18 protein-coding genes and 2 pseudogenes are annotated in these 20098 nt (G+C 57.8%); 13 read left to right on the top strand and 7 right to left on the bottom strand.

The window, feature by feature from the left end; all coding sequences use genetic code 11:
* Window positions 1-21: 21 nt before the first annotated feature.
* The 3 genes from LPU83_RS67585 to LPU83_RS67575 all read right to left on the bottom strand — a co-directional run bounded on the left by LPU83_RS67585 (window position 22) and on the right by LPU83_RS67575 (window position 4347).
* Complete coding sequence (locus tag LPU83_RS67585) at window positions 22-717, bottom strand: DUF6656 family protein (protein WP_024318542.1); 696 nt, start codon at window positions 715-717, stop codon at window positions 22-24.
* Between the two features lie 472 nt (window positions 718-1189).
* The gene (locus tag LPU83_RS67580; RefSeq protein ID WP_024318541.1) at window positions 1190-2386 is read right to left on the bottom strand and encodes an ABC transporter substrate-binding protein; all 1197 of its coding nucleotides are present in this window, start codon (window positions 2384-2386) and stop codon (window positions 1190-1192) included.
* 1061 nt (window positions 2387-3447) lie between these two features.
* The gene (locus LPU83_RS67575; RefSeq protein ID WP_024318539.1) at window positions 3448-4347 is read right to left on the bottom strand and encodes a LysR family transcriptional regulator; all 900 of its coding nucleotides are present in this window, start codon (window positions 4345-4347) and stop codon (window positions 3448-3450) included.
* A gap of 96 nt (window positions 4348-4443) precedes the next feature.
* Here LPU83_RS67575 and LPU83_RS67570 point away from each other — a divergent pair, with 96 nt between their 5' ends.
* From LPU83_RS67570 to LPU83_RS67555, 4 genes are read left to right on the top strand one after another with little or no spacing between them, the layout of a single operon-like run.
* Complete coding sequence (locus LPU83_RS67570; protein ID WP_024318538.1) at window positions 4444-5631, top strand: MFS transporter; 1188 nt, start codon at window positions 4444-4446, stop codon at window positions 5629-5631.
* 32 nt (window positions 5632-5663) lie between these two features.
* Complete coding sequence (locus LPU83_RS67565; RefSeq protein ID WP_024318537.1) at window positions 5664-6410, top strand: SDR family oxidoreductase; 747 nt, start codon at window positions 5664-5666, stop codon at window positions 6408-6410.
* 11 nt (window positions 6411-6421) lie between these two features.
* Window positions 6422-6892 carry a cyclophilin-like fold protein gene (locus tag LPU83_RS67560; RefSeq protein WP_024318536.1) on the top strand — a complete coding sequence of 157 codons (471 nt, stop codon included), beginning with the start codon at window positions 6422-6424 and terminating at the stop codon, window positions 6890-6892.
* A 35-nt stretch (window positions 6893-6927) separates the two neighbouring features.
* Entirely contained in the window at window positions 6928-7368 is a 441-nt protein-coding gene (locus LPU83_RS67555; RefSeq protein WP_024318535.1) for a lipocalin-like domain-containing protein, read from the top strand.
* Between the two features lie 672 nt (window positions 7369-8040).
* On the opposite strand, the gene LPU83_RS76090 is transcribed toward LPU83_RS67555, so the two are convergent.
* A complete protein-coding gene (locus LPU83_RS76090) occupies window positions 8041-8175 on the bottom strand; it encodes a GFA family protein (protein ID WP_442980798.1) in 135 nt (44 codons plus the stop codon).
* 1002 nt (window positions 8176-9177) lie between these two features.
* On the opposite strand from LPU83_RS76090, the gene LPU83_RS67545 reads away from it, so the two are divergent.
* The gene (locus LPU83_RS67545; protein ID WP_082321336.1) at window positions 9178-9579 is read left to right on the top strand and encodes a VOC family protein; all 402 of its coding nucleotides are present in this window, start codon (window positions 9178-9180) and stop codon (window positions 9577-9579) included.
* A gap of 185 nt (window positions 9580-9764) precedes the next feature.
* Here the strand turns inward: LPU83_RS67545 and LPU83_RS67540 are convergent, their stop codons facing one another.
* Window positions 9765-10796 carry a GlxA family transcriptional regulator gene (locus LPU83_RS67540; protein ID WP_024318533.1) on the bottom strand — a complete coding sequence of 344 codons (1032 nt, stop codon included), beginning with the start codon at window positions 10794-10796 and terminating at the stop codon, window positions 9765-9767.
* A gap of 89 nt (window positions 10797-10885) precedes the next feature.
* Between LPU83_RS67540 and LPU83_RS67535 the strand changes: the two genes are divergently transcribed.
* From LPU83_RS67535 to LPU83_RS67510, 6 genes are all read left to right on the top strand, one after another.
* Window positions 10886-12262: an FAD-binding oxidoreductase gene (locus tag LPU83_RS67535; protein WP_029710474.1), complete on the top strand. Its 1377-nt coding sequence runs from the start codon at window positions 10886-10888 to the stop codon at window positions 12260-12262.
* A 273-nt stretch (window positions 12263-12535) separates the two neighbouring features.
* Window positions 12536-12955 (top strand): IS66-like element accessory protein TnpA, encoded by a 420-nt coding sequence (gene tnpA / locus LPU83_RS67530; protein WP_037069550.1) that lies wholly within the window; start codon window positions 12536-12538, stop codon window positions 12953-12955.
* Window positions 12936-13289 carry an IS66 family insertion sequence element accessory protein TnpB gene (tnpB, locus tag LPU83_RS67525; RefSeq protein ID WP_037069548.1) on the top strand — a complete coding sequence of 118 codons (354 nt, stop codon included), beginning with the start codon at window positions 12936-12938 and terminating at the stop codon, window positions 13287-13289. The genes tnpA and tnpB overlap by 20 nt, the downstream gene beginning before the upstream one ends.
* 54 nt (window positions 13290-13343) lie before the next feature.
* On the top strand, window positions 13344-14933 hold the full coding sequence (tnpC, locus tag LPU83_RS67520; RefSeq protein WP_040680932.1) for an IS66 family transposase: 1590 nt from the start codon (window positions 13344-13346) through the stop codon (window positions 14931-14933).
* Window positions 14934-15016: 83 nt separating this feature from the next.
* Window positions 15017-15355: a hypothetical protein gene (locus LPU83_RS67515; RefSeq protein ID WP_040680929.1), complete on the top strand. Its 339-nt coding sequence runs from the start codon at window positions 15017-15019 to the stop codon at window positions 15353-15355.
* A gap of 93 nt (window positions 15356-15448) precedes the next feature.
* The gene (locus LPU83_RS67510; protein ID WP_024319175.1) at window positions 15449-15922 is read left to right on the top strand and encodes a hypothetical protein; all 474 of its coding nucleotides are present in this window, start codon (window positions 15449-15451) and stop codon (window positions 15920-15922) included.
* Window positions 15923-15987: 65 nt separating this feature from the next.
* Here the strand turns inward: LPU83_RS67510 and LPU83_RS74850 are convergent.
* Both LPU83_RS74850 and LPU83_RS67505 read right to left on the bottom strand, forming a co-directional pair.
* Window positions 15988-16324 (bottom strand): annotated as a pseudogene (locus LPU83_RS74850) (DUF2252 family protein); the annotation flags it as partial.
* Between the two features lie 149 nt (window positions 16325-16473).
* Complete coding sequence (locus LPU83_RS67505; protein ID WP_141652650.1) at window positions 16474-17247, bottom strand: hypothetical protein; 774 nt, start codon at window positions 17245-17247, stop codon at window positions 16474-16476.
* A gap of 585 nt (window positions 17248-17832) precedes the next feature.
* On the opposite strand from LPU83_RS67505, the gene LPU83_RS67500 reads away from it, so the two are divergent.
* Both LPU83_RS67500 and LPU83_RS67495 read left to right on the top strand, forming a co-directional pair.
* On the top strand, window positions 17833-18477 hold the full coding sequence (locus LPU83_RS67500; protein WP_024319177.1) for a hypothetical protein: 645 nt from the start codon (window positions 17833-17835) through the stop codon (window positions 18475-18477).
* Between the two features lie 607 nt (window positions 18478-19084).
* Window positions 19085-19976, top strand: a pseudogene (locus LPU83_RS67495) (IS630 family transposase); the annotation flags it as partial.
* Window positions 19977-20098 lie beyond the last annotated feature (122 nt).

Here is a 20098-nt window from a genome sequence, read left to right as displayed (position 1 = left end):
CGAACGCATAGGAGGGGGAACCTATCTGGCGGTCTTCTTTGCCGCTGCTCTCTTCTGGAGGGCTTCGATCGACAATCCGGTGCTCGCCGACGCGATGCTGTAAAGTGCCTTGGTGACGTCCTTTGTCTTGAAAGCAATGCCATTTTCGCCGCGATCACGATCGAATCCAAGCGGATTGCCGAATCTGTCGACGAGGATATGCACGCCATAGAACATCTGGCCGAAATCGCGGCTAGCAGGCTTGTAGAAATTCGCGCCATCCGCTGTGTCCAGATCGCCATCGAAGTTGGCGATGAACATCTGTGTCACTGCATATTTGTCCTGACCGCGTTCTGTGACGACCTCACCGAACTTGCAGGTCCCCAAATATGGAAATCCGTGCAGGAGCGACGGACGCACCGTCCTGCGCATCTTGTGTCCGGCGGGAAGTTTGGACGTGAACAGATCACTGGCATCGTCTCCGAGAATGGAGAGGTTTTCCTTGGTTGCGGCAGCCACCTCTGAAACTGCCATGTTTGCGGTGATCTTGCGGAATTTCCGGCTCGATGTCGCCATCGGCTCCGGTGTAGCGTCCTCACCATTGAACCAGCGTGAGTACTTTGCGCTGGCAACCTCAGCCTCGGACGAGGACGAGGCGACAGAGAGCGATCCCCGTGCAATCTTGATCACCTCTTCACCGAAACGGTCGCCGTACTGGAGTTTCGAAACTGCGGTCATTGATCCCTCACTGTTTTGCTTTCGCGGTGCGAACGAACGTACGAGAGAAATTCTTAACCGGCTGCCGGAGCCGGATTAGTAGATTTACCCTTTTTGGCGCAGCACCGAGCATCGCCATTTCCGCACGTGCTGACGGTCCACTTGAAATGCTCAAGGGTGTTACTCTCGATCTGTTTTCGCGGCAGCAACTTTCGCATCGCACTGCTGTCCGAACTGCCATCTTAGTGTTTTTATTCACTTTTCATTCAGCATGAAAGCCTGCAGCCAAACACCTGAGAGAGCTTAGGGTAAAAATACCGCCTCGTTTTCTCGATCGTTTAAAACTTTGACTAGAAGTTGCTTTCTGCGAGCAACCGACAGGTCCGGTCTCGCTGTTCTGTTTGGGTACCAGGCCAATCCATGCGCTCAAAAGCCGCCATTGCTCTTTATCGAATTGTTTTCGTGCGCAAAATCGGCGATCAAATCACTTCGGCTACTGCGGAATGGAGCACTGTCCGACAGTCCTTTTATTGAGAGCCATGGGGACATCGGAAGGGCTGTCGTCCGGGAGACATTGGATCTTCACGCCGACGACGCCGTCCCACCCTTTGGTGATGATCTCCCTTGTCTTCTCCTGCTCCTCAAGAGTCGGGAATAGAGGATCGACATCGCCACCATAATCGTGGAACTGCACAAGCCTTTTCCCCAATTCGGCCGGCACCTTCCCACTGCGTGCCAGGTCCGCCAAGCGGATAGGACGACAGTGGCCGTTCAGGAAGGCGAGCTGCGTCTCGTCCGAATATAGGTATTCCATCCACAAACGGGCGGCATTCGGGTGCGAAGCGAAAGCGCTGATCGCCTGGACATAGACGCCCGCGACGCCACCGGTCTTGGGCCTGACGATCTCGATCCTGGTTTTGCCCCTTAGCCGCTCGCGGTCGCCAAGCGCCAGGTAATCCCAGCGAACGAGGATGGGCGTCCGTCCGTCCCTAAGCGAAGCAAGATTGCCGACGATAGGAACGAAATTGCCTTTACGGTTGAGGTCCGCAAAGAACCTCAGACCCTGATTGGCCGCCTGGTCGACATTGCCCTTTGCGGCCGACAGGCCCGCGGCGAAGACGCCCTGGATGGCCTGATTTGACGCAAGATCGCCGGCGAGGCCGACCGCATTTCTGTAATCCGGCGAGGCAAGGTCTGCCCAATCCGTCGGCATCTTCGTGATGATATCCGCATTCACCTCGAAGGCGATCGTCCCATAGTAGGCGCCGTACCAATATCCGTCCGTATCCTTGGCGGCGTGCGCAATGGTGGCCCACGTCGTCATCTTGTAAGGCTGCAGGAGGCCGTCCCTTTTCGCCGATGACGCGAAAGACAGGCCGACGTCGATCACATCCGGCGTTTGCGGGCCGGCTCTGTCCCGCAGCTCCCTGATCGCGTCAATCACCGTGGATGATCCCACGTCGGGTAAAAGTTCGTTGATCTTCAGGCCGAATTTCGCCTTGAAACCGTCGATGATGCCGCCGTATCCACACCAGTCGCGAGGCAGTGCGATAATGGTGAGCTGGCCCTCAGTCTTGGCGGCTGCCACCAATTCGTCCATCGGACTGGCGGAAGTCATTGCGGTGAATGCCAGCACGGCCAGTGCCGCCGACGGCATCACCAGGCAGTTCGCCCTCCATCCTACTTTCATGGCCGCCCCCTCCATAACTGATGGCCTAGGGTCGCTGGAATTATAGCAGCCTGCTAGAACCTTGAAAATTGCTATTGGGGCGGGCGCTGGCCGAAGCTCGGGCTGGCGGGGCCCGCAAATTCGATGGCCGGAACGTTCGGGTTTCAGCGTTGATGCAAGACCTCCCATGGTGGCACACCTTCTCCCGTATGTTCGATCGGCAACGGTTTGGGAACGTCCGCTTCGGGGCCAAGGAACGAACCCGCTCGCGCGGGAGGGGCTCGGGCCTTGAGGCGTGTGCGTTATTGACGGCATCGCTGAGGCTTTGATCGATTAGGGGTGACGGACGGCCATCGGCCTCCGAGCATGAAGCGTCAACCTTCAGCTTGAGAAGAGCCTCCGATGACCGTCCCCCCTTCACATCCGACCGGCAGCGCGCTTCGTGAGCGCATGATCGAAGACATGTCCATGCGCGGCTTCACCGAGGGCACGTGGGGCCGGCGACCGCGTGATACAGGGCTTGCGAGACCGGCGTGCCCGCCTCGTGCTCCTTCAGAATGCCGATAATCTGTTCGTCTGTGAAACGGCTTCGCTTCATTCCCTGGTCCTCTCAATGGGCCAGAGCTTACTTCAGCCGGAATGCAGTATCGAATTCAGTTGGTCACGGCTTTCACCACTGCACTTACAATATCGTCTCCAGTTAGGGCCGATGGCGGTCCGTGGAACAGAGAAACCTTCGAAACACAACGCTTCACTAATTCGTAAGCGGCCGGAAGCGCACCCCCGAATTATTCAAGGGTGTTCCGAGCGCGGGCTGGCGGCGCTGACCGAGCAAGCAAGGGCAGAACTGCAGCGCGATAGCGGAATGTCAGCAGAGAAGGCTACGACCGAGGTGTGCCGTCGCATGATCAAGGGGATCGGGTCCGGTACGGTGACCTACGAGGCGCATGGGCGGACGCGCCAGATGATAAGCCGGTCACCTTCCCCGATTACAACTGATGGACGGCATCGGACCAGACGCGGTCATGAGAAGGACGGCGACTTTGCGCCAATAGGAGACATTGGGGCTGTGGGGCCTGCCACTATTTCCGCTGTCTATGCCGGAAAGCGTCGACGAACGCCGAGAAGGCTGGCGAAGGATTGCGCCGGCTCGGATAATAGAGATGATAGCCCTGGAAGGTCGGACACCAGTCCGAAAGTAACTGCCGCAACCGCCCGCGCTCGACATGTCGCACGACGAGGTCCGTGGGCACATAGGCAAGACCGATACCGTCCAATGCAGCGTCTATCGCCGGAGCGATGTTGCTCAAGGTGAGCTGGCCCTCCACCCGCACGCTGAACTCACGGCCGTCCCGCTCGAATTCCCAGGCATAAAGCCCTCCGGACGTTGGAAGCCGAAGGTTGACGCAGTTGTGGCCTGTCAGGTCCTGCGGGATTGACGGCGGCCCATGCCGCTCCAGATAGTCGGGCGAGGCCACGACGGAATATGACACGTCGGGTCCTATGCGCACCGCCACCATATCTCGGGCAACGGCCTCGCCAAGACGGACGCCAGCGTCGAACTGCCGCTCGACAATGTTGGTGAAGCCATTGTCGACGATAATCTCCACCGTTACGTCTGGGAAGTCCCGCAGGAATGCCGAGAGCCGACGGCGGAACACGAGCTCGACCGCATCGTCGGGGCAGACCACGCGTACGTCGCCGGACGGCTTGTCGCGCAATGCGCTGATCGCGTTGATCCCTGCGGCGATACTCTCGAAATGCGGCTGGATGCACTCCATGAGACGTTCGCCGGCCGCGGTGGGGGCCACGTCCCGCGTGGTGCGGGAAAGAAGCCGGATGCCCAGCCGCTCCTCCAGCGCGCTGACTGTGTGACTGAGGGCCGAGCGTGTGACACCAAGCTTGGCGGCAGCGCGCGTGAAGCTCCGCTCCTTGGCAACTTCCAAGAACGCTCTCATCTCGGTGAACTCGTCCCGCCTCATTGTTGAATCTCTTTCACCTAGACATGCAGATTATACCTTCTAGTCTGTCTAACCCCGTTTGGCTATTTATTGCTGCAACCGCAAAGGAGAGCCGTAATGGTCGTTGAGCTGACAGCGAATGACATAATCTCGACGGAAGCCGCAGATACGCCATGGGCTGCCGTGACCTGCCTGTCGCTCCTGACCTTCCTGCTGGTTGGGCTGGAGTTCCTGCCAGTCAGCCTCCTGACCCCCATCGCCCGAGACCTCTCGGTATCGGAAGGACAGGCTGGGCTGGCGATTACAATCTCAGGCATCTTCGCAGTTGCCACCAGCCTGTTCGGCAACGGCTGTCTGTCGAAATGGGACAGGAAGGCAGTCGTCCTGCTCTACACCGGGGTTCTGGTCCTCTCCAGTCTGACAGTCGCCCTCGCTCCCAACTTCGCCGTCTTTCTCGCGGGTCGGGCGCTTGTCGGCGTCGCGATCGGCGGTTTCTGGTCGCTGTCGACAGCTATCCTCGCACGTTTGGCTTCCAAGTCGGACCTGCCAAAGGCCATCGCCCTGCTCCAGGGCGGCACCGCGCTCGCCATCGTTGTCGCGGCTCCTCTCGGCAGCTTCCTCGGCGGGCTGATCGGCTGGCGTAGCACCTTCCTGATCACGGTTCCGATCGGTCTCGTCGCACTGGTCTGGCAATTTGCCGTTCTGCCGAAGATGCTTGCGACGGAAACCGTGTCGGTCGGCCGGATGTTGCGCCTCTTGCGCAACCGCGCCTTCCTGATCGGTATGGCGGCGACGGGTCTTGTCTTCATGGGGATGAACGCGCTTTCGATCTATCTGCGTCCGTTTCTCGAGGGTGTCACCGGGGTGGAACTCAACACGCTCTCGCTGATGCTACTGGGTGTCGGACTCGGCGGTTTGGCCGGGACTACCCTGATCGGTTTCGTCCTGCGCCGACACCTGACCGCCGCGCTTATTGGCCTGCCTGGCACAGTCGCTCTGATCGCTCTCGCGCTGATCTGCTTCGGGTCTTCACCGTGGGCCACCGCGGTTCTTCTCGTGCTCTGGGGATTCTTCTCGACCCCGACCCCGGTGGCCTGGAACACCTGGATGGCGAGGTTGGTCCCCGGTGAATTGGAAGCGGCCGGCGGTGTCCAGGTCGCGCTGATTCAGTTGTCCATTGCAGGCGGAGCGTTTGCAGGCGGCGTTCTCTTCGACATCGCAGGCTGGTGGAGCGCTTTCCTTCTGGCCGCCCTCCTTCTTGCAGGCTCCGCCGCGTTCGGAGCGCTCGCCAGCCGACGCGTTTAACCTTTTCCAAAATCTCGAAACAGGAGAACATCATGTCTCAAGGCATCGAAAACAAAGTCGTCGTCATTACTGGGGCGAGCAGTGGACTTGGAGAAGCTACGGCGCGCCATCTCGCCGAGCGAGGTGCCACCGTGGTGCTCGGTGCCCGGCGGCGTGACCGCATCGATGCACTGGCAGACGAACTCACCAAAAAGGGCTACAAGGTCAGGGCGGTCCAGACAGATGTCACGGACAGGCAGCAGGTTAGCAACCTGGTGGACACGGCGGTGAGCGAATTCGGCCGCATCGATGTCATGCTGAACAATGCGGGCCTGATGCCGCTTGCCCCGCTCGAACGTCTCAAGGTGGACGAGTGGGATCGCATGATCGACGTCAACATCAAGGGCGTGCTTTATGGCATCGCCGCGGCACTGCCGCACATGAAGGCGCGGCAGTCCGGACACATCATCAACGTTTCCTCGGTCTACGGCCATGTCGTCGATCCGGGTGCCGCCGTCTACTGCGCCACTAAGTTCGCCGTCCGCGCACTCTCCGAAGGGCTGCGCAAGGAGGTGAAGCCCTACAACATCCGCACCACCATCATCTCGCCCGGCGCGGTCAGCACCGAGCTTCTCGAGCATATTAGCGAGAAGGACATCCAGGCGGGCACAAAGGAATTCGTGAGCAAGATCGCCGTCGGTGCAGACACGTTCGCCCGGACGGTCGCTTTCGCAGTGAACGAGCCCGACGATGTCGACATCAACGAAATCCTATTCCGGCCCACGGCGCAACCAGTTTGACTGGACGAACCATGTCGATGAACACCATGGCTATGACCCGGCGAAGGATGGTGGGTGGGGTTCTCGCAGCCGCGGCTTTCCCCTTTGCTGTACGTGGACAGGACGGCCGCGATCCCGCCAGCCAGGAGCCGACCGACGTCAAGATCAGAATGACCTTCAACGACCTGTCGCTGACGGCCACGCTTTACGACAATCCATCAGCGCGCGACTTCGCCTCGATGCTTCCTCTGGACCTCAGGATCGAGGATTTTGGGGGGAACGAGAAGATCGTCCATCCGCCGCGGAAGCTGACCGAGGAAGGCAGCGGTCCGTTCGGAAACGAGCGGCCCGGCGACCTCTGCTACTTCAAGCCATGGGGCAATCTCGCCCTGTTCTACGACGATTACCGCTGGGACGGGCTGATCCGTCTCGGCCGTTTCGACGGGGGTTTCGAGCCTCTATTCGTTCGCGGCACATACCCCGTGCACATCGAACGGATTTGAACCATCAACGCCACCACCCGAAGAGGATCAACCGAATGAAAAACTTCAAGATCGCGCTTATCGCACTGACGCTGGCCGCGTCCTCTCCCGCCTTCGCCTATGACAGCAAGTCTGCGATAACAGGGACGTGGCGCATGACGTCGCTCCAGGTCACCGACGCGAGGGGCAAGCAGACCGAAATCCCCTATTCCGGCCAGGTCATCTTCTCGCAAGGCGGAACGCTCTCCGTCCAGGCGATGAACCCGGACGCCGCCGCGGAACCGACGCCCTACACAGCAAATGGCTACGAGGCATACTATGGCCCGGTCGAAGTCGACGAAACCAAAAAGACGTTCGCCATCACCGTGGAATCGTCGCTTGTCCGAAATCTCATCGGCCAGCGCATGGAGCGCAAGTTCGAGGTCGATGCCGATCAACTCACGATCACGCCCGCCGATCCCCAAGAAGGTTGGCGCGTGACCTACGAACGGCTCTGAAAGGAGGGCTGCAATGAAAGGGAAACTGAAACGGAAGGAGGCGCTCGACCCGAACGGGAAGCGCCTCCCTCCTTAACCCGGACGACATCGAACGTCCGAGCTATATAGCCTGCCACAGGACGTCATCGAAACGGGTGATGGGCCGTAGATGGACAATGGCATCCTCCCGTTCAAGGCGCGTAAACGATATCCAACCTAGCCGATAGGCAGGTAGCTCGGTCGGATACGTTCCGATTTCAGCGCACTGGCGGTGGCCCGATGGATGACTGCTTTGGGCCGGAAGGCGACAACAGCCTCGTCCGCAGAGCGCCAGGAGCAGACATTACTTCAAGTACATGCTGAACAACACGAGTGCGATGAGCGCCACCAAGATTGCAACGTAGGCGATACCAGGAGAGTTCAATTTCCGGCATGACGCTCGATCGGCTCGGCTAGGTCGATCCAATGCGGGCGATTGTCCCACCAATGAACATGATCCGGCGCAGGAAAGGACGGATCGGCGAATGTGCCGCCCGCGATGACGACAGTGCCGGGAAAATATGTTCCGGATTTCGAAAATCCGCCCCCACCACAGATCGGGCAAAAAGCCTTCATCACATCAGGTGTGGTTTCGCCTCGCGGAAACCATATGGAGTATTCTCCAGAGATGATCCGGACATTTTCCTCAAGGAATCACACATTGTGCGCAAGTGCGCTGCCAGATGCACGCTGACAACGCGTGCAAGTGCATACGTGGTTGTGCAAAGGATCGCCATCGACCTCGAGGGAAAGAGCGCCACAAGTACACTTCGCATGATGGGTGGGCATAGGGGCCAGTTCCTTGTTTACCAACGGTTGTCGATCCTACGACGCCGGAAACGACAAGGTCTATCATACCCATTCGGATCGACACCGTCGGTCACGATCCAGCCGTGAATCTCCACTTCGCTCGCTCCGGTGCGGCTAAGAGACAGACTGATAATCTCGGCATCGTGGAAAGTTGGCACCTCTCCGAACCATGCCAACAACACTTCTCCTCCCGGCCCATCTCGGTCGATCATACGTTACCCCATGCAAAGTCGGTGGTGTCTCACCATAGCAACCTGAAGGGGTTTAGCAACGCGCTCAGAAACAAGGGCGAATGACCGCGAAAAGGCCCGCAGCGTACGAGAACATTGACGACATAGCGCCATGAGCAGTCATCAAAGAGCTCACTCCTCATATCTGCTCGCGACAGCAAGGGTCCTATCTGCGTTAGTCAACAGCTCAACGCTGCCTCCGTGTTCGAAACTGTCCGATCGAAGCCGTAAGAAGCTGCAACATCAAAATCGCGCCCGAGGTTCGGATAGATCATGTAAGAGCTGCTTCTTCCGGAAGCGTCGCTGTCGAACTGCCAACCAGCCAGAAGCGGTTCGAAGTCATCTGGGTTGATTGCGAAGGCGCAGGAGACGATCACGGCACCTGATGAACAATCGACATCGCGGACGGACGGAGGAGCCGACCGAATGTTTAGAAGGCTACACGACCGGGGTCTTTTAGACGGTCAAGGCTATTCATCGCCGTCATGAACCCCCACAACACAGCCGAACCGCCTAGAATTAGCATTAGTGCCCGCGCGAACTTCACTCTCTCACCGTCGGTTTAACCGGAAAGTACGTCCTACCAGCGACCGGTGTTAGATTAGTGAGGAAGATCCGTACAATTTTCAAAGTCCGCTTCTGGCCGACAGGCGACGATAGCCTTGGCCGGAAAGCGCCATAAGCGGACATTGCTTCAGGCGCAGAGGCCTGAGTATATTGCTCTCGTGCATCGGTCGAAAGTGAGGGCACAATGCTTCATCATGCTTCGTTTGGCGTCTCAAACATTCAAACCTCGTCCAGCTTCTATGATGCGGTATTTTCCGCTTTGGGGTATTCGAGGGTCTGGGAAGATTTAACGCCCGGCAGTGCTGATCAAGCTATCGGCTACGGACCGCCAGACTCCGGAGACAAGTTCGCTATTAAGCTTCGCGCTGGTGCCGCGATCTCTGGTGGCTCAGGGCATCACTTGGCCTTTGCTGCCCCTAGCCGAGAAGCGGTCAACGCATTCCATCTCGCGGCATTGGAGCACGGCGGCGTAGATAATGGAGGTCCGGGTCTCAGGCCGCACTACGGTCCGCATTACTACGCGGCCTTCGTCATTGACCCAGATGGAAACCATATTGAGGCTGTCTGGAAATCTCCCTCGCGATGACCGTTTCGGGCCGAGAGCGGACTGAGAACGTCGACAACTTTGCGCCAAAAAGCCGCCGTAGCGCAGATTGTGTATATGGCTGCAGGCGACCCCTAGCTGCCGCTCGACGATAGCACTGGATATGTCCTCCCGTGCTGGCCGCCACTCGCTCAACAGGAGAACAATCAGCTTCGACGCATGTCTCCCTATTTGGGCTTCAGCGTCCTGCCCAAGGAGCCAAATCGTAGGCGATAGTGCCCAGGTGTCAGGCTAGTCTCACGGCGGAACAGACGGCCGAAGAAGCTCGCATCCTCGTAGCCAGCTTCGTTGGCGACCGCCTCGATCGGTAAATCGGTGGTTTCCAGCATCTGCTTGGCTTCCTCGAGGCGCAGTGCATGCACATAGTTGAGGGGAGTCATGCCCGCGGCCTTGGTGAAGCGGCGGATGAAAGAGCGTTCCGGAAGGCCGGAAAGTGCTACCATCGCGGCGACCGGAGCGCGAGTCTTGTAGTTCATCGCCACCCAGTGCTGGCATCTGTTGATCACCACATCGGTTGTCTGCCGGAGGCTCATGAGCGACGCGAATGGCTGCTGTCCCATGTCATGCCATTGCAGCATGTAGACCTTGGCAACTTCCATTGCTTCCTTCAAACCGACAAACCGCGCGATCAGATACAGTGCAAGGTCCTGCCAGCTCGATCCGCCCCCCGCCATGACGATGCGCTGCGCTTCGCCGCTCAGCACGAGAGACCGATCCACTCTCACCCTGACCCCCGGGTAGTTGTTGGTGAGCGTCGCCACATAGCCCCAGTGAATTGTAGCATCACAATTAACGAGCAGCCCGGCTTCGCCGAGCAACACCGCACCTGAACACGCGCTGGCCAACATCGCGCCTTCCTCGTGCGACCGCTTCAGCCATCTCGCTTCAGGTTCATACCGTCCAGTGACGCTTTCGCCCGGATTGACGAAGAAATCCGGAATGCACACGATATGAGGGCGCGGGCATCCGTTGAAATCATAGTCCGGCTTCACCCAGATGCCATTCGCGGCTTCGAAACCATCACGCGATCGAGCGACGATATAGGGCTGCATGCGCTGTTCGCCTGCTTCACCACTTACGATGTAGGACCAATCCCGGCCGGGTGAAGAAAACAGGTCAAACATGCCGAACAACGCCGAGGCCGTGACCTCCGGCACCGCGAGGATGGCAACATTGATGCGGCTGTTTTGATCGAGCATGGCAGAAACGACCGCCTTTCAGCATTTTCGACTTTAGTCCCAAACGTCCGACGCTACTAGGCTCCTGCGAGCCTAGAGGAGGTCTCGACATGACGGATGAAGCACTCCGCAACGAACTGCGCGGCGAACTGCTCGCACCGGGAAGCGCCGCTTACGACGCTGCGCGGGTGGTGTGGAACGGGATGATCGACAGGCGGCCCGCGCTGATTGCCAGATGCCGCAACGCCGCCGACGTCATTGCGTCGGTAAACCACGCTCGCACCCACGGACTCGCCATTGCCGTTCGCAGTGGCGGACACAATGTCGCCGGCTATGCCGTCTGTGATGGAGGCCTGATGATCGACATGTCTCCGATGAATGCTGTCCGCATTACATCTGGACTTGACCGGGCGTATGTTGAAGGCGGTGCCACATGGGGCGACGTCGACGCCGCAACGACGCCTTTCGGACGCGCCACGCCCGGCGGACTGATTTCGACCACGGGTGTGGCCGGGCTTACCTTGTCGGGTGGCATCGGCTGGCTGCGGGGAACGCACGGTCTTAGCTGCGACAATCTCATTGCCGCCGATGTGGTTACCGCCGGGGGTGACGTGATCCATGCGAGCGAGACGGAAAACGCCGACTTGCTATGGGCACTGAAGGGTGGCGGCGGCAACTTCGGCATTGTCGTGAACTTTGAATTTTGCCTACATCCGATCGCAGAAGAGCTGATGTTCTGCGCTCCCGCCTATCCCGAAGAGTGCGCCAACGACATCCTTGCGAAATGGCGTGACTACATGGCCTCGGCACCGGAAGAAGTAAGCGGTCTCGCCGAATTTTCCACCATACCCAGTGATCCGGCGTATCCGGAATACACCTGGGGCATGCGTGTCTTGGCGCTCGCCACAGTTTATGATGGTCTGGCCGAAGAGGGAGAGCATGTCACGCAGCCTCTGCGCAGCTTTGGTGAACCGCTGCTCGATTTCAGCGGCCGCATGCCATACCGTGCACTGCAGTCCATCTACGACGGATTGTTTCCCACGGGCCGCGATCGCTGCTACTGGAAATCGACATACCTCTCGGGCCTCGACAATGGCGTTATCGCCGATATCACCAAGCGCGTGGCGAAACGTCCGTCCGAGATGACTTTTGCCTCGATCTGGAAGTTTGGCGGTGCGGTACAACGCGTTGCCGCCGATGCCACCGCCTTTGGCGACCGCTCCATGCCGTTCATGCTGAGCCTCGATGCAATCTGGTCCGATCCGACGGATGACGATGCCAACATCGAGTGGGTTCGCGACGTCTGGGGGGACATGCAGCCCTATTCCACCGGCCGCCTGTATCTGAACTTTCCCGGATTTGGAGAAGGTGAGAATCTTGTTAGCGACGCTTTCGGTGCTGAAACCTACGCAAGGCTTCAGAAGGTCAAGCGTGACTACGATCCAGACAATCTCTTCCACATGAACCAGAACATTCTGCCGCTATGAGGTCGGGCGAAACGCGTCATTGATGATTGCGACCTACTTCGAGCCGCATAGCGTCTCCTTTTGGCGCATCGCAGCCCGTGGCCGAACGGCCGCTCTCCACCTAACCTGACCTGCTGAGGCGTCTCCATAAAGGGCAGCTTCGGGCCCAAGAGCGGTCATGCTTGAAACAACCCGGCTTGCAGGCTTAATGTAAGCGCTAATTTCTGTGCGCCTTCTGTAGCGGAGTGCTGTGAGGCATGAAGCGTCCACCAAAAAATAGGTGGACACCAAATCATGGATGAAGATGCTCCTAAACTGCAGGTACGGCTTGTTGGTCGCGACGGCCGCCGTCGATATGACCCTGCGTCGAGAGATCAGCTTGTCGCGGCGTGCTTAGAACCCGGCGTTTCGGTCTCGCGGCTGGCGCTGGAGCACGGCGTCAATGCGAATCTCGTCCGGAAGTGGATGAAGAAGTCCAGAGCGGAGCGTCAATTGCCTTTGGCCTCGGCGTTCGTTCCGGTTCAGATTGCTCCGGATATGCACTCGGGTTCTGCTGGCGATCTGAAGAAGACCAAGCCATTGAGCCAGTGCCTTCCCGCATCCAAGGTGAGCGCACTCCTGCCGAACGGGGTCAGCCTGACCGTCGAGTGCGCCGGTGTGGAAGTGCTGGAAGCAATCATAGGAGCGCTGGGTCATGTTCAGACTGGGCGGTGATCTCAAGGTTTACCTGCATCGCGAACCGATCGACTTCCGCGCGGGCATCAACAGCCTGGCGGTCCTGGTCCAGGAGACGATGGCGCTGGATCCGTTTGCGCCTGCGGTTTTTGCCTTCTGCAATCGCCGGCGTGACCGAATGAAGCTGCTGTTTTTTGATCGTTCCGGTTTTGTGATGGTCCTGAAGCGGTTGACCGAGGACAGGTTCAGATGGCCCCGTTGCGAGGTGCCGGTGGTCATGCTGACGACAGAACAGCTTCACTGGATCCTCGATGGCATCGATATCGACGCAATGGTGCGCCATCCGGTGCGGCAATATCAGATTGCCGGCTGACGGATGTCGAATTGAGCAGTTGACGCGGCTGGGCGGTTCAGATTCAAGAATCTGATGACTCGCACCGGCGAACCGAGCATTGCAGAACTGATGGCGCAATTGGCAGCCAATGCTGCCGAAATCGCTGCGCTCAAAGCCGAGAAGGAAGCGCTCTCGCAGCGGGTCGTCAAGCTGGAAGAAGAGCTTGCACTGGCAAAACTCCATCGCTTTGCCCCCCGCAGTGAAAAGCACATTGATCGTCTCTTCAACGAGGCCGAAGAGGCTGCGGTCGAGGATGGCAGCGAAGCAGGCGATGTTGTCGAGCTTCCGGACACCGGCCTGCCAGCGGTAGAAGGTCAAACGGGAAAGAAGCGTGGACGCAGACCTCTGCCAGAAGACCTGCCACGCGAGCGCGTCGAATATGACCTCCCCGACGATCAGAAGTCTTGTCCCTGCTGCCAGGGTCAGATGCATCGCATGGGCGAGGCTGTTACCGAGCAGCTCCATATCGAGGTCAAGGCAAAGGTCCTACAGAATGTGCGGTTCAAGTACGCTTGCCGCCATTGCGACCGCACCGGGATCAACATACCCGTCGTGATCGCACCGATGCCGACGCAGCCCCTGCCGGGCAGCATCGCTACCGCCTCGACGTTAGCCTTCGCGCTCGTCCACAAATACGTCGACGGCACACCGCTTTACCGCGTGGCTCAGACATTCGAGCGTGCTGGTGTTCCGATCAGCCGCGGCGCTCTCGCTCACTGGGTCATCGGCTCAAGCGAGAAGCATCTGCACCGCATCTATGATGCGCTGAAACTGCGGTTGCGATCGCAGCCTCTCATTCATGGCGATGAGACGACGGTTCAAGTCCTCAAGGAAAAGGACAAGGAGGCCACCAGCACATCGTACATGTGGGCCTATCGCAGCGGCGAAGACAGTGACCAGCCAATCGTACTGCTCGATTATCAGCCCGGGCGCGGCCAGATCCACCCGCAGACCTTCCTTGGTGACTACCGCGGCATATTGGTGAGCGATGGCTACACAGCCTGGCGCACATTGCATGGCGCAACCCATGTCGGATGCATGGCTCACTCCAGGCGGCGCTTCGTCGAAGCCCTCAAGGCAAGAAAGAATGGCGGCGGCCCGCCGGAGCAAGCGCTCAGGTTCTTCGAGCAGCTCTACCGGATCGAGAGGCAGGCGCGAGAGATAAAGCCCGACGCCGGTGAAACGCAGGCCGCCTGCATTCGCCGCTTCCGGCAACAGCACAGTTTGCCTGTCCTGAACGCCCTCAAGACGTGGCTCGATAACATCGCGCCGAAGGTCGTGCCGGATACCAAGCTCGGCGATGCTGTGTCCTACACCCTGAACCAATGGGATTATCTGACGCGCTACACCAGCGACGGCAGGATGCCGATCGATAACAACATCCTGGAACGCGACATCAGGGTTTTTGCGACCGGAAGAAAATCGTGGCTGTTCAGCGACACTGCTGACGGAGCCAAGGCCAGTGCTGTGATTTACAGTCTGATGCTGACATGCCGCGCCTGTGGCGTCGACCCTCTGATCTGGCTGCGCCACGTACTCACCGAGTTGCCACAGCGCGAAGAGAATGCCGACATCGGCGACCTGCTCCCGTTCAACTTCTCCAAGACCTCCACGACCGAATAGAGCCGGATACCGCGACCGATGCTATCCGCCGTTCGGTGTGGAACAGGCGTCAATACGCATCGAAAATCGCGCTTACGGCTTAATTGAAGACCTCTACGGTTTCCCTTAATAAGAGTGCCAACATCTGCGAACGGAACCACGATCTATTTGGCGATAATTCGGTCGTTTCTGACCGGCCCACGAAATGGCTTCATTCGAAAGCGCTGGCGGCAGTAGCTCTTATGGTTCGAGCTTACCGCTCACTTTACAACACAGCCGCTATTGGTGCCCTCAATGTGTTTGGAATGGGCCAGGAGGCGACGCCAGCCTCTTCCGACCACAAACGTCTGGATGAAGGCGACGTAACTCCTTACCCAGTCGATATCTTTCAAATCGAGATCAAAGAGGCGGCAACTTGGGAGTGGTTTGATCGTGACCAATGACTGATTAACGAAGATTAAATGAGGTCGGTCTCGAACCAGCCTTGCCTGTCATCGGTGCCTGCTTTAGCTCCTGAATCAAATGGAGCACGCCAGATGATCCTCATGATAGTTGCGGTCGCGATCGTTTTAGTTTTTTTCTTCCTGTTTCCCCGCCCCACGTTGATTGCGCTGATTGCGGCCATTTTCGTCGGCGCTGGGATCGGGATCTATGTTTACTTCCAGCAATCCGACCGCAACAACTCAGCGGGCTTGGTGGTTGGCACGAGCACCGGCACCCAAGGCTGCCTTGACCCTGCCAAGCCAGTTTTCGTTCAGTTGTTCAACGGCTCGGACCAGCAGGTCAACGTAGTGCGCTTCCGATTGGTCGCAAAGCGCCCAGGCTTCAGCATTGAAGCTTACTCCGACTATCTCAGCAGCTACAAGATCATTGAGCCGCATGGCGTTTACGGGACATGCTGGGCGCTAAATAAGTATAGAGGCTTGGAGAGCTTACCAGACAAACCTTCGCCCAAGGATTTTGAATGGAGCGTAGACATCTCATCAGTTGATTTCGCTGACCATCGGTAGGTGTCGGTCCGTTTGTGAATTCTCCAGCCCCGCCCGTTGATGGGCGGTGCGGTCGATCGCTTTCGATCAGGTCTCGCAATGAGCCTTTGCCGTATTCCTTCCATCATGCGCTCCAGCATGAGGGCGGTGGTCACGCCGAGCAGGTCGGATGAGCGAGCCGCGACTGCAAGCGAGAGTGCAAGCCGGATCAGGTCGTACGCCGATTTCCAACAACTGTTTGATCGAGATCGCGGATTTGGATGGCGAGCACCCCCTCGCCGGTGGCAACCGGTCCAAGATTGCCCGCAATCGCCGCAAATCCAAATCGCCGGACCGGTCGGAATTTCAGTGTGCTCTGATTGCGATAGCCACTCGTAAATCCGTTTCGTGCTGCCGCACATAAGCGTGAGCCGACCCCGCCATCTTGCGATTTCGCTCAAGAACCAGCGCTCGAGCTTGATCTTCGGACAGAACCGTATCTTTCAGGGTATTTCTGACCTGGGAGGAATTCCGTGTCGGTGGTTCCACCGCATTCACGCGAAGGAGCTGGGGCCTTCGCGTCTTGCAGTCGACTACTTTGACTGGTTCTCAGGCGAACCGTTCCTCCCAAATATTGGGGTGATGTTCGACGCACCAGACGGAACTCGCTCCGCACTCTGGACGCGTCTCTTCCAGAACTCTTCCATTTCCCGGAGTTTTGCGACAAGCCCTTTTCGCGGATCGAAATAGGCGGGGCGCTCGGGAAGTGGCAATCCGTACTCGGAGCAAAGCCTTTCGATTAAGTCCATAGCCCGCAAACCGAGTCGCGCGAAGTCCTCCTGTCGGTGCTCGAAAAGATCGTTGAAATCTGGAGGGTCGATCTCAATCGATTCCAGCGCATCGAGCACATTCCTCAACCGGTTCGGAAGCCAGCGTATTTCGTCAGACAGCTCCCGCCCGAGCAGCGTCCAGTTCGCGTCCTTTGGAAGCAAGAGAACGGGATTATCGGAATGAAGGAAGAAGTTCGACGGCTCATTCAAGTCGATTTCCGGAAAGTCCATGGCGGCGGCATGGGACGACCCCACGAAGTCATCCAGTATGAGAACGATCCGCATGGCTAGGTCGCGGGCATCGTCATGAAGGACGGGTTCGTCGCGTTGTTGAAAAATGGGCCGAACCCAGAGAAAGCCACTGATTGATAATGCGCCCAATGCAAATCCGGCGACAACCAGGAGGGCAGCGACGTCGAAGGTGCTCATAGGATTCCTTTTGAGACAGTTAGCTGCAGTCCGGCCGATATCACCACGATTCTTTCCGCTGGCAAAACAGTAGCCAGAAAGAGAACGCAGTCGGCTCGCCCGACCCATTGGAGATGGGGGGCGTCGAGGGTATTCGCAAGGCATCTCCCGTCCGAGTACCTCGGCGTCGATCTCCAATGATGCCAAACGACCGTCAGGAACAAACCGCCCGCCCTGGTCAGGTACTACATTGGAGTAAGCGATTTGTCAGACAACACAAGCGATCCTTGTGGGCCCACCCATGAGAAAACAAATTACGACGGCCAAGAGAAAGCTATGTCCAAGGAGGGCACCTGGGCATTGTTCGCGGCAGCTGCCTTTGTGGCCTTGCTCATCGGCTTGGCCTACACATTTTAGCAGGAGGCAAGCGCCTCTCCTCACCCACAGGCCACATCCGCACCCATGGTGCCCGAACTTGCGGCGGCGAATTGGAGGGGCCGGGATGTTATCCTGGGGAGCCAACCTACTCACCAACTACGGCCCCAATCCATAAAACCGAAGCGCCACCTTGCGGCAGACCAATGAATTTGACATCGCGGGCAGCGAGAGCGACCCTGAAGGAACAGCGATTCGGATCACACAGTTTTGCTTCTGCGATCCAACGTGCCGCGCGTTATCCCCCTTGTCGAGTCCAAAGCTATCGGGAGAAAGACCATGATACCTTCGAGTCTCTTCTATGATCTAATTGATTCCCAAATCGCGTTTAAAATCGTGCAGAGGAATTTCAACAGTCCCAACTTCATCTTCAGCGTGCCTCGTGCGAAAGACGGGCAACTCCGTTTGACGATACTCGGAAGTCAGGCCCTTGTTGGGTCTGCCGATGCTATTCTAGCTCGCCTGAATGCCCTCCTCTGCGAACACCCCGCGCCTCAGCCGCAGCATTCCTTTAGGCAGGCTACCGTTAATGGAAAGGTCATAAGCTATTCGCTCTTTCCTGAGGCCGAAAAGGGCAAGCAGCATGGTCTGCCGGAAGAACTGTCTGTCGAATGCCGTCTCATGCCCGCCGACCATCCAAGTCCCGACCGAGAAACGGTGCTAGTGAATGTAATTGTAGAGGCAAGACATAGCCTTCATCTTATGGAGCGGCTCGGAAAAGATAACTTCCAAGAGATCAGCCGACTATCGCCGCATGCCCTGCCAAGAGAAATCCATCAGAAACTGGCAGCGAACGGTTACTATGAGCAGAGCTTCGTGACTTTATATGGCGAGGAGGCCCTCGAAGAGGCTAAAACAAAGCTCAAGGACGCCTGCGATAGGTGGGTTTCCGCCGACGGCAATGTACAGCACGCGCGTCATTGAGAACGGCCAGAATTATAATGCGGAAGTCGTTTGCCATAGTTGGGCAGCAGACAACAGGCACCCATCGGAACTGCTCCGATGGCCACCATCACGTGGGCAATGACGAGCGCCTTCCGGCGAAGGCCACGAAGACGGTCTTGGCCGGAATGCGCCACAAGCGGTCATCGTTCACATTGCTGTAGCTACGGTGCCGGTGCCTGTGCCTGTGCCTGACCAAAGAGGACGTAGGTCCGGTCGTCCAACCTTATCTTGATGATGGCAGCGGAAGGTCCACTAACGCAGTCTTCTTGGGAGAAATTGTGAGGCACGGCATCAGAGATTGCCGTCGGCAGCTTTCGATTGCCAAAGAAATACAGTTTTTGTGATCGCTTGATCCGTTCTATTTCGATGCCTTGCTTTCTGATGAAAACAAAGGCGAAGTGTCCCTCATCGGAGGAATACTCGACCTTCGCGAGGTGACATTTACGCTCGCGGTGAGGTCACCACTTTTGCGGCGTTATGGAGCAAGTGCCACATGGTTCCGCTAGAGCATCGCACTTGAATTGAGAATCGAGTGGGGTTTTCACGAGGGTATTGGTGTGATTCACTGCGGTTGGAGGTGAATCACATGGGTAAATCTCATTCTGTTGATCTTCGTCAGCGTGTTGTTTCCATGGTCGCTAGCGGCCAATCACGGCGAGCCGCTGCCCGTCATTTCGCAATCAGCGACAGCAGTGCGATCAAGCTGCTGCAACGCCGGGAGCGGACTGGGCTGATAACCCCCGCGCGTCAAGGAAGGCCACCAGGTGCAGGGAAACTGTCGGCGTTTCGCGATTTCCTGGTCGCACAGGTCGAAGGCAAACCGGATATCACCATGCCAGAGCTTGCCCGTCGCCTTGAGGATGAACATGGATTGGTTATTCCACCATCGTCCCTGTCGCGGTTTTTGATAACGCAGGGATACACATATAAAAAAACAGATAATGGCGTCGGAACGCGCTCGCGCTGATATCCGAAAGGATCGTGATGTCTGGATTTCGAAACGCCAACCCCGGATGCGATTTGAACCGCATCGACTTGTTTTCTTGGACGAAACCTCGGTGAACACAAAGATGGTGAGACTGCGTGGGCGCTCCCCGCGCGGCGAGCGTCTCATCACGGATGCGCCCTTTGGCCACTGGGGGACACAGACATTCATTGCAGGCTTGCGCTGTTTCGGTCTTACTGCGCCCTGGATTATTGACAGGCCGATGAACCGGGAAATCTTCGACACCTACATCGAGACCCAGCTTGCGCCGACACTCGAACCAGGCAATGTCGTCATCCTGGATAATCTTCGCGTTCACAAGAGCGATAAAGCCAAAGCCTGCCTCAAGGAAGTTGGTGCGTGGCTCCTGTTTCTGCCGTCTTATTCGCCAGATTTGAACCCGATCGAAATGGCCTTCGCCAAAATTAAGGCCCATCTCCGAGCCGCCGCCGCTCGCACGTTTGACGCACTCTCAAATGCGCTCGGATCCATCTGAAAGGTCTTCAACAGCCAAGAATGTCGAAACTATTTTACAGCCGCAGGCTATGGGTTCGATTAAAGGTACGGCGCTCTAGCGTGTGGTGGGGGCTCGCTCGATATGGCCCATAATGAGCG

Source organism: Rhizobium favelukesii (genome assembly GCF_000577275.2).
Lineage (GTDB): Bacteria > Pseudomonadota > Alphaproteobacteria > Rhizobiales > Rhizobiaceae > Rhizobium > Rhizobium favelukesii.
This window is presented reverse-complemented; position numbering and strand designations above follow the sequence as displayed.

Excerpts from the sequence above, each read along its gene's own strand:
- LPU83_RS67585 (WP_024318542.1), bottom strand. The coding sequence starts at position 717 with ATGACCGCAGTTTCGAAACTCCAGTACGGCGACCGTTTCGGTGAAGAG.
- LPU83_RS67580 (WP_024318541.1), bottom strand. The coding sequence starts at position 2,386 with ATGAAAGTAGGATGGAGGGCGAACTGCCTGGTGATGCCGTCGGCGGCA.
- LPU83_RS67575 (WP_024318539.1), bottom strand. The coding sequence starts at position 4,347 with ATGAGGCGGGACGAGTTCACCGAGATGAGAGCGTTCTTGGAAGTTGCC.
- LPU83_RS67570 (WP_024318538.1), top strand. The coding sequence starts at position 4,444 with ATGGTCGTTGAGCTGACAGCGAATGACATAATCTCGACGGAAGCCGCA.
- LPU83_RS67565 (WP_024318537.1), top strand. The coding sequence starts at position 5,664 with ATGTCTCAAGGCATCGAAAACAAAGTCGTCGTCATTACTGGGGCGAGC.
- LPU83_RS67560 (WP_024318536.1), top strand. The coding sequence starts at position 6,422 with ATGTCGATGAACACCATGGCTATGACCCGGCGAAGGATGGTGGGTGGG.
- LPU83_RS67555 (WP_024318535.1), top strand. The coding sequence starts at position 6,928 with ATGAAAAACTTCAAGATCGCGCTTATCGCACTGACGCTGGCCGCGTCC.
- LPU83_RS76090 (WP_442980798.1), bottom strand. The coding sequence starts at position 8,175 with ATGCCCACCCATCATGCGAAGTGTACTTGTGGCGCTCTTTCCCTCGAG.
- LPU83_RS67545 (WP_082321336.1), top strand. The coding sequence starts at position 9,178 with ATGCTTCATCATGCTTCGTTTGGCGTCTCAAACATTCAAACCTCGTCC.
- LPU83_RS67540 (WP_024318533.1), bottom strand. The coding sequence starts at position 10,796 with ATGCTCGATCAAAACAGCCGCATCAATGTTGCCATCCTCGCGGTGCCG.
- LPU83_RS67535 (WP_029710474.1), top strand. The coding sequence starts at position 10,886 with ATGACGGATGAAGCACTCCGCAACGAACTGCGCGGCGAACTGCTCGCA.
- tnpA (WP_037069550.1), top strand. The coding sequence starts at position 12,536 with ATGGATGAAGATGCTCCTAAACTGCAGGTACGGCTTGTTGGTCGCGAC.
- tnpB (WP_037069548.1), top strand. The coding sequence starts at position 12,936 with ATGTTCAGACTGGGCGGTGATCTCAAGGTTTACCTGCATCGCGAACCG.
- tnpC (WP_040680932.1), top strand. The coding sequence starts at position 13,344 with ATGACTCGCACCGGCGAACCGAGCATTGCAGAACTGATGGCGCAATTG.
- LPU83_RS67510 (WP_024319175.1), top strand. The coding sequence starts at position 15,449 with ATGATCCTCATGATAGTTGCGGTCGCGATCGTTTTAGTTTTTTTCTTC.
- LPU83_RS67505 (WP_141652650.1), bottom strand. The coding sequence starts at position 17,247 with ATGGGTCGGGCGAGCCGACTGCGTTCTCTTTCTGGCTACTGTTTTGCC.
- LPU83_RS67500 (WP_024319177.1), top strand. The coding sequence starts at position 17,833 with ATGATACCTTCGAGTCTCTTCTATGATCTAATTGATTCCCAAATCGCG.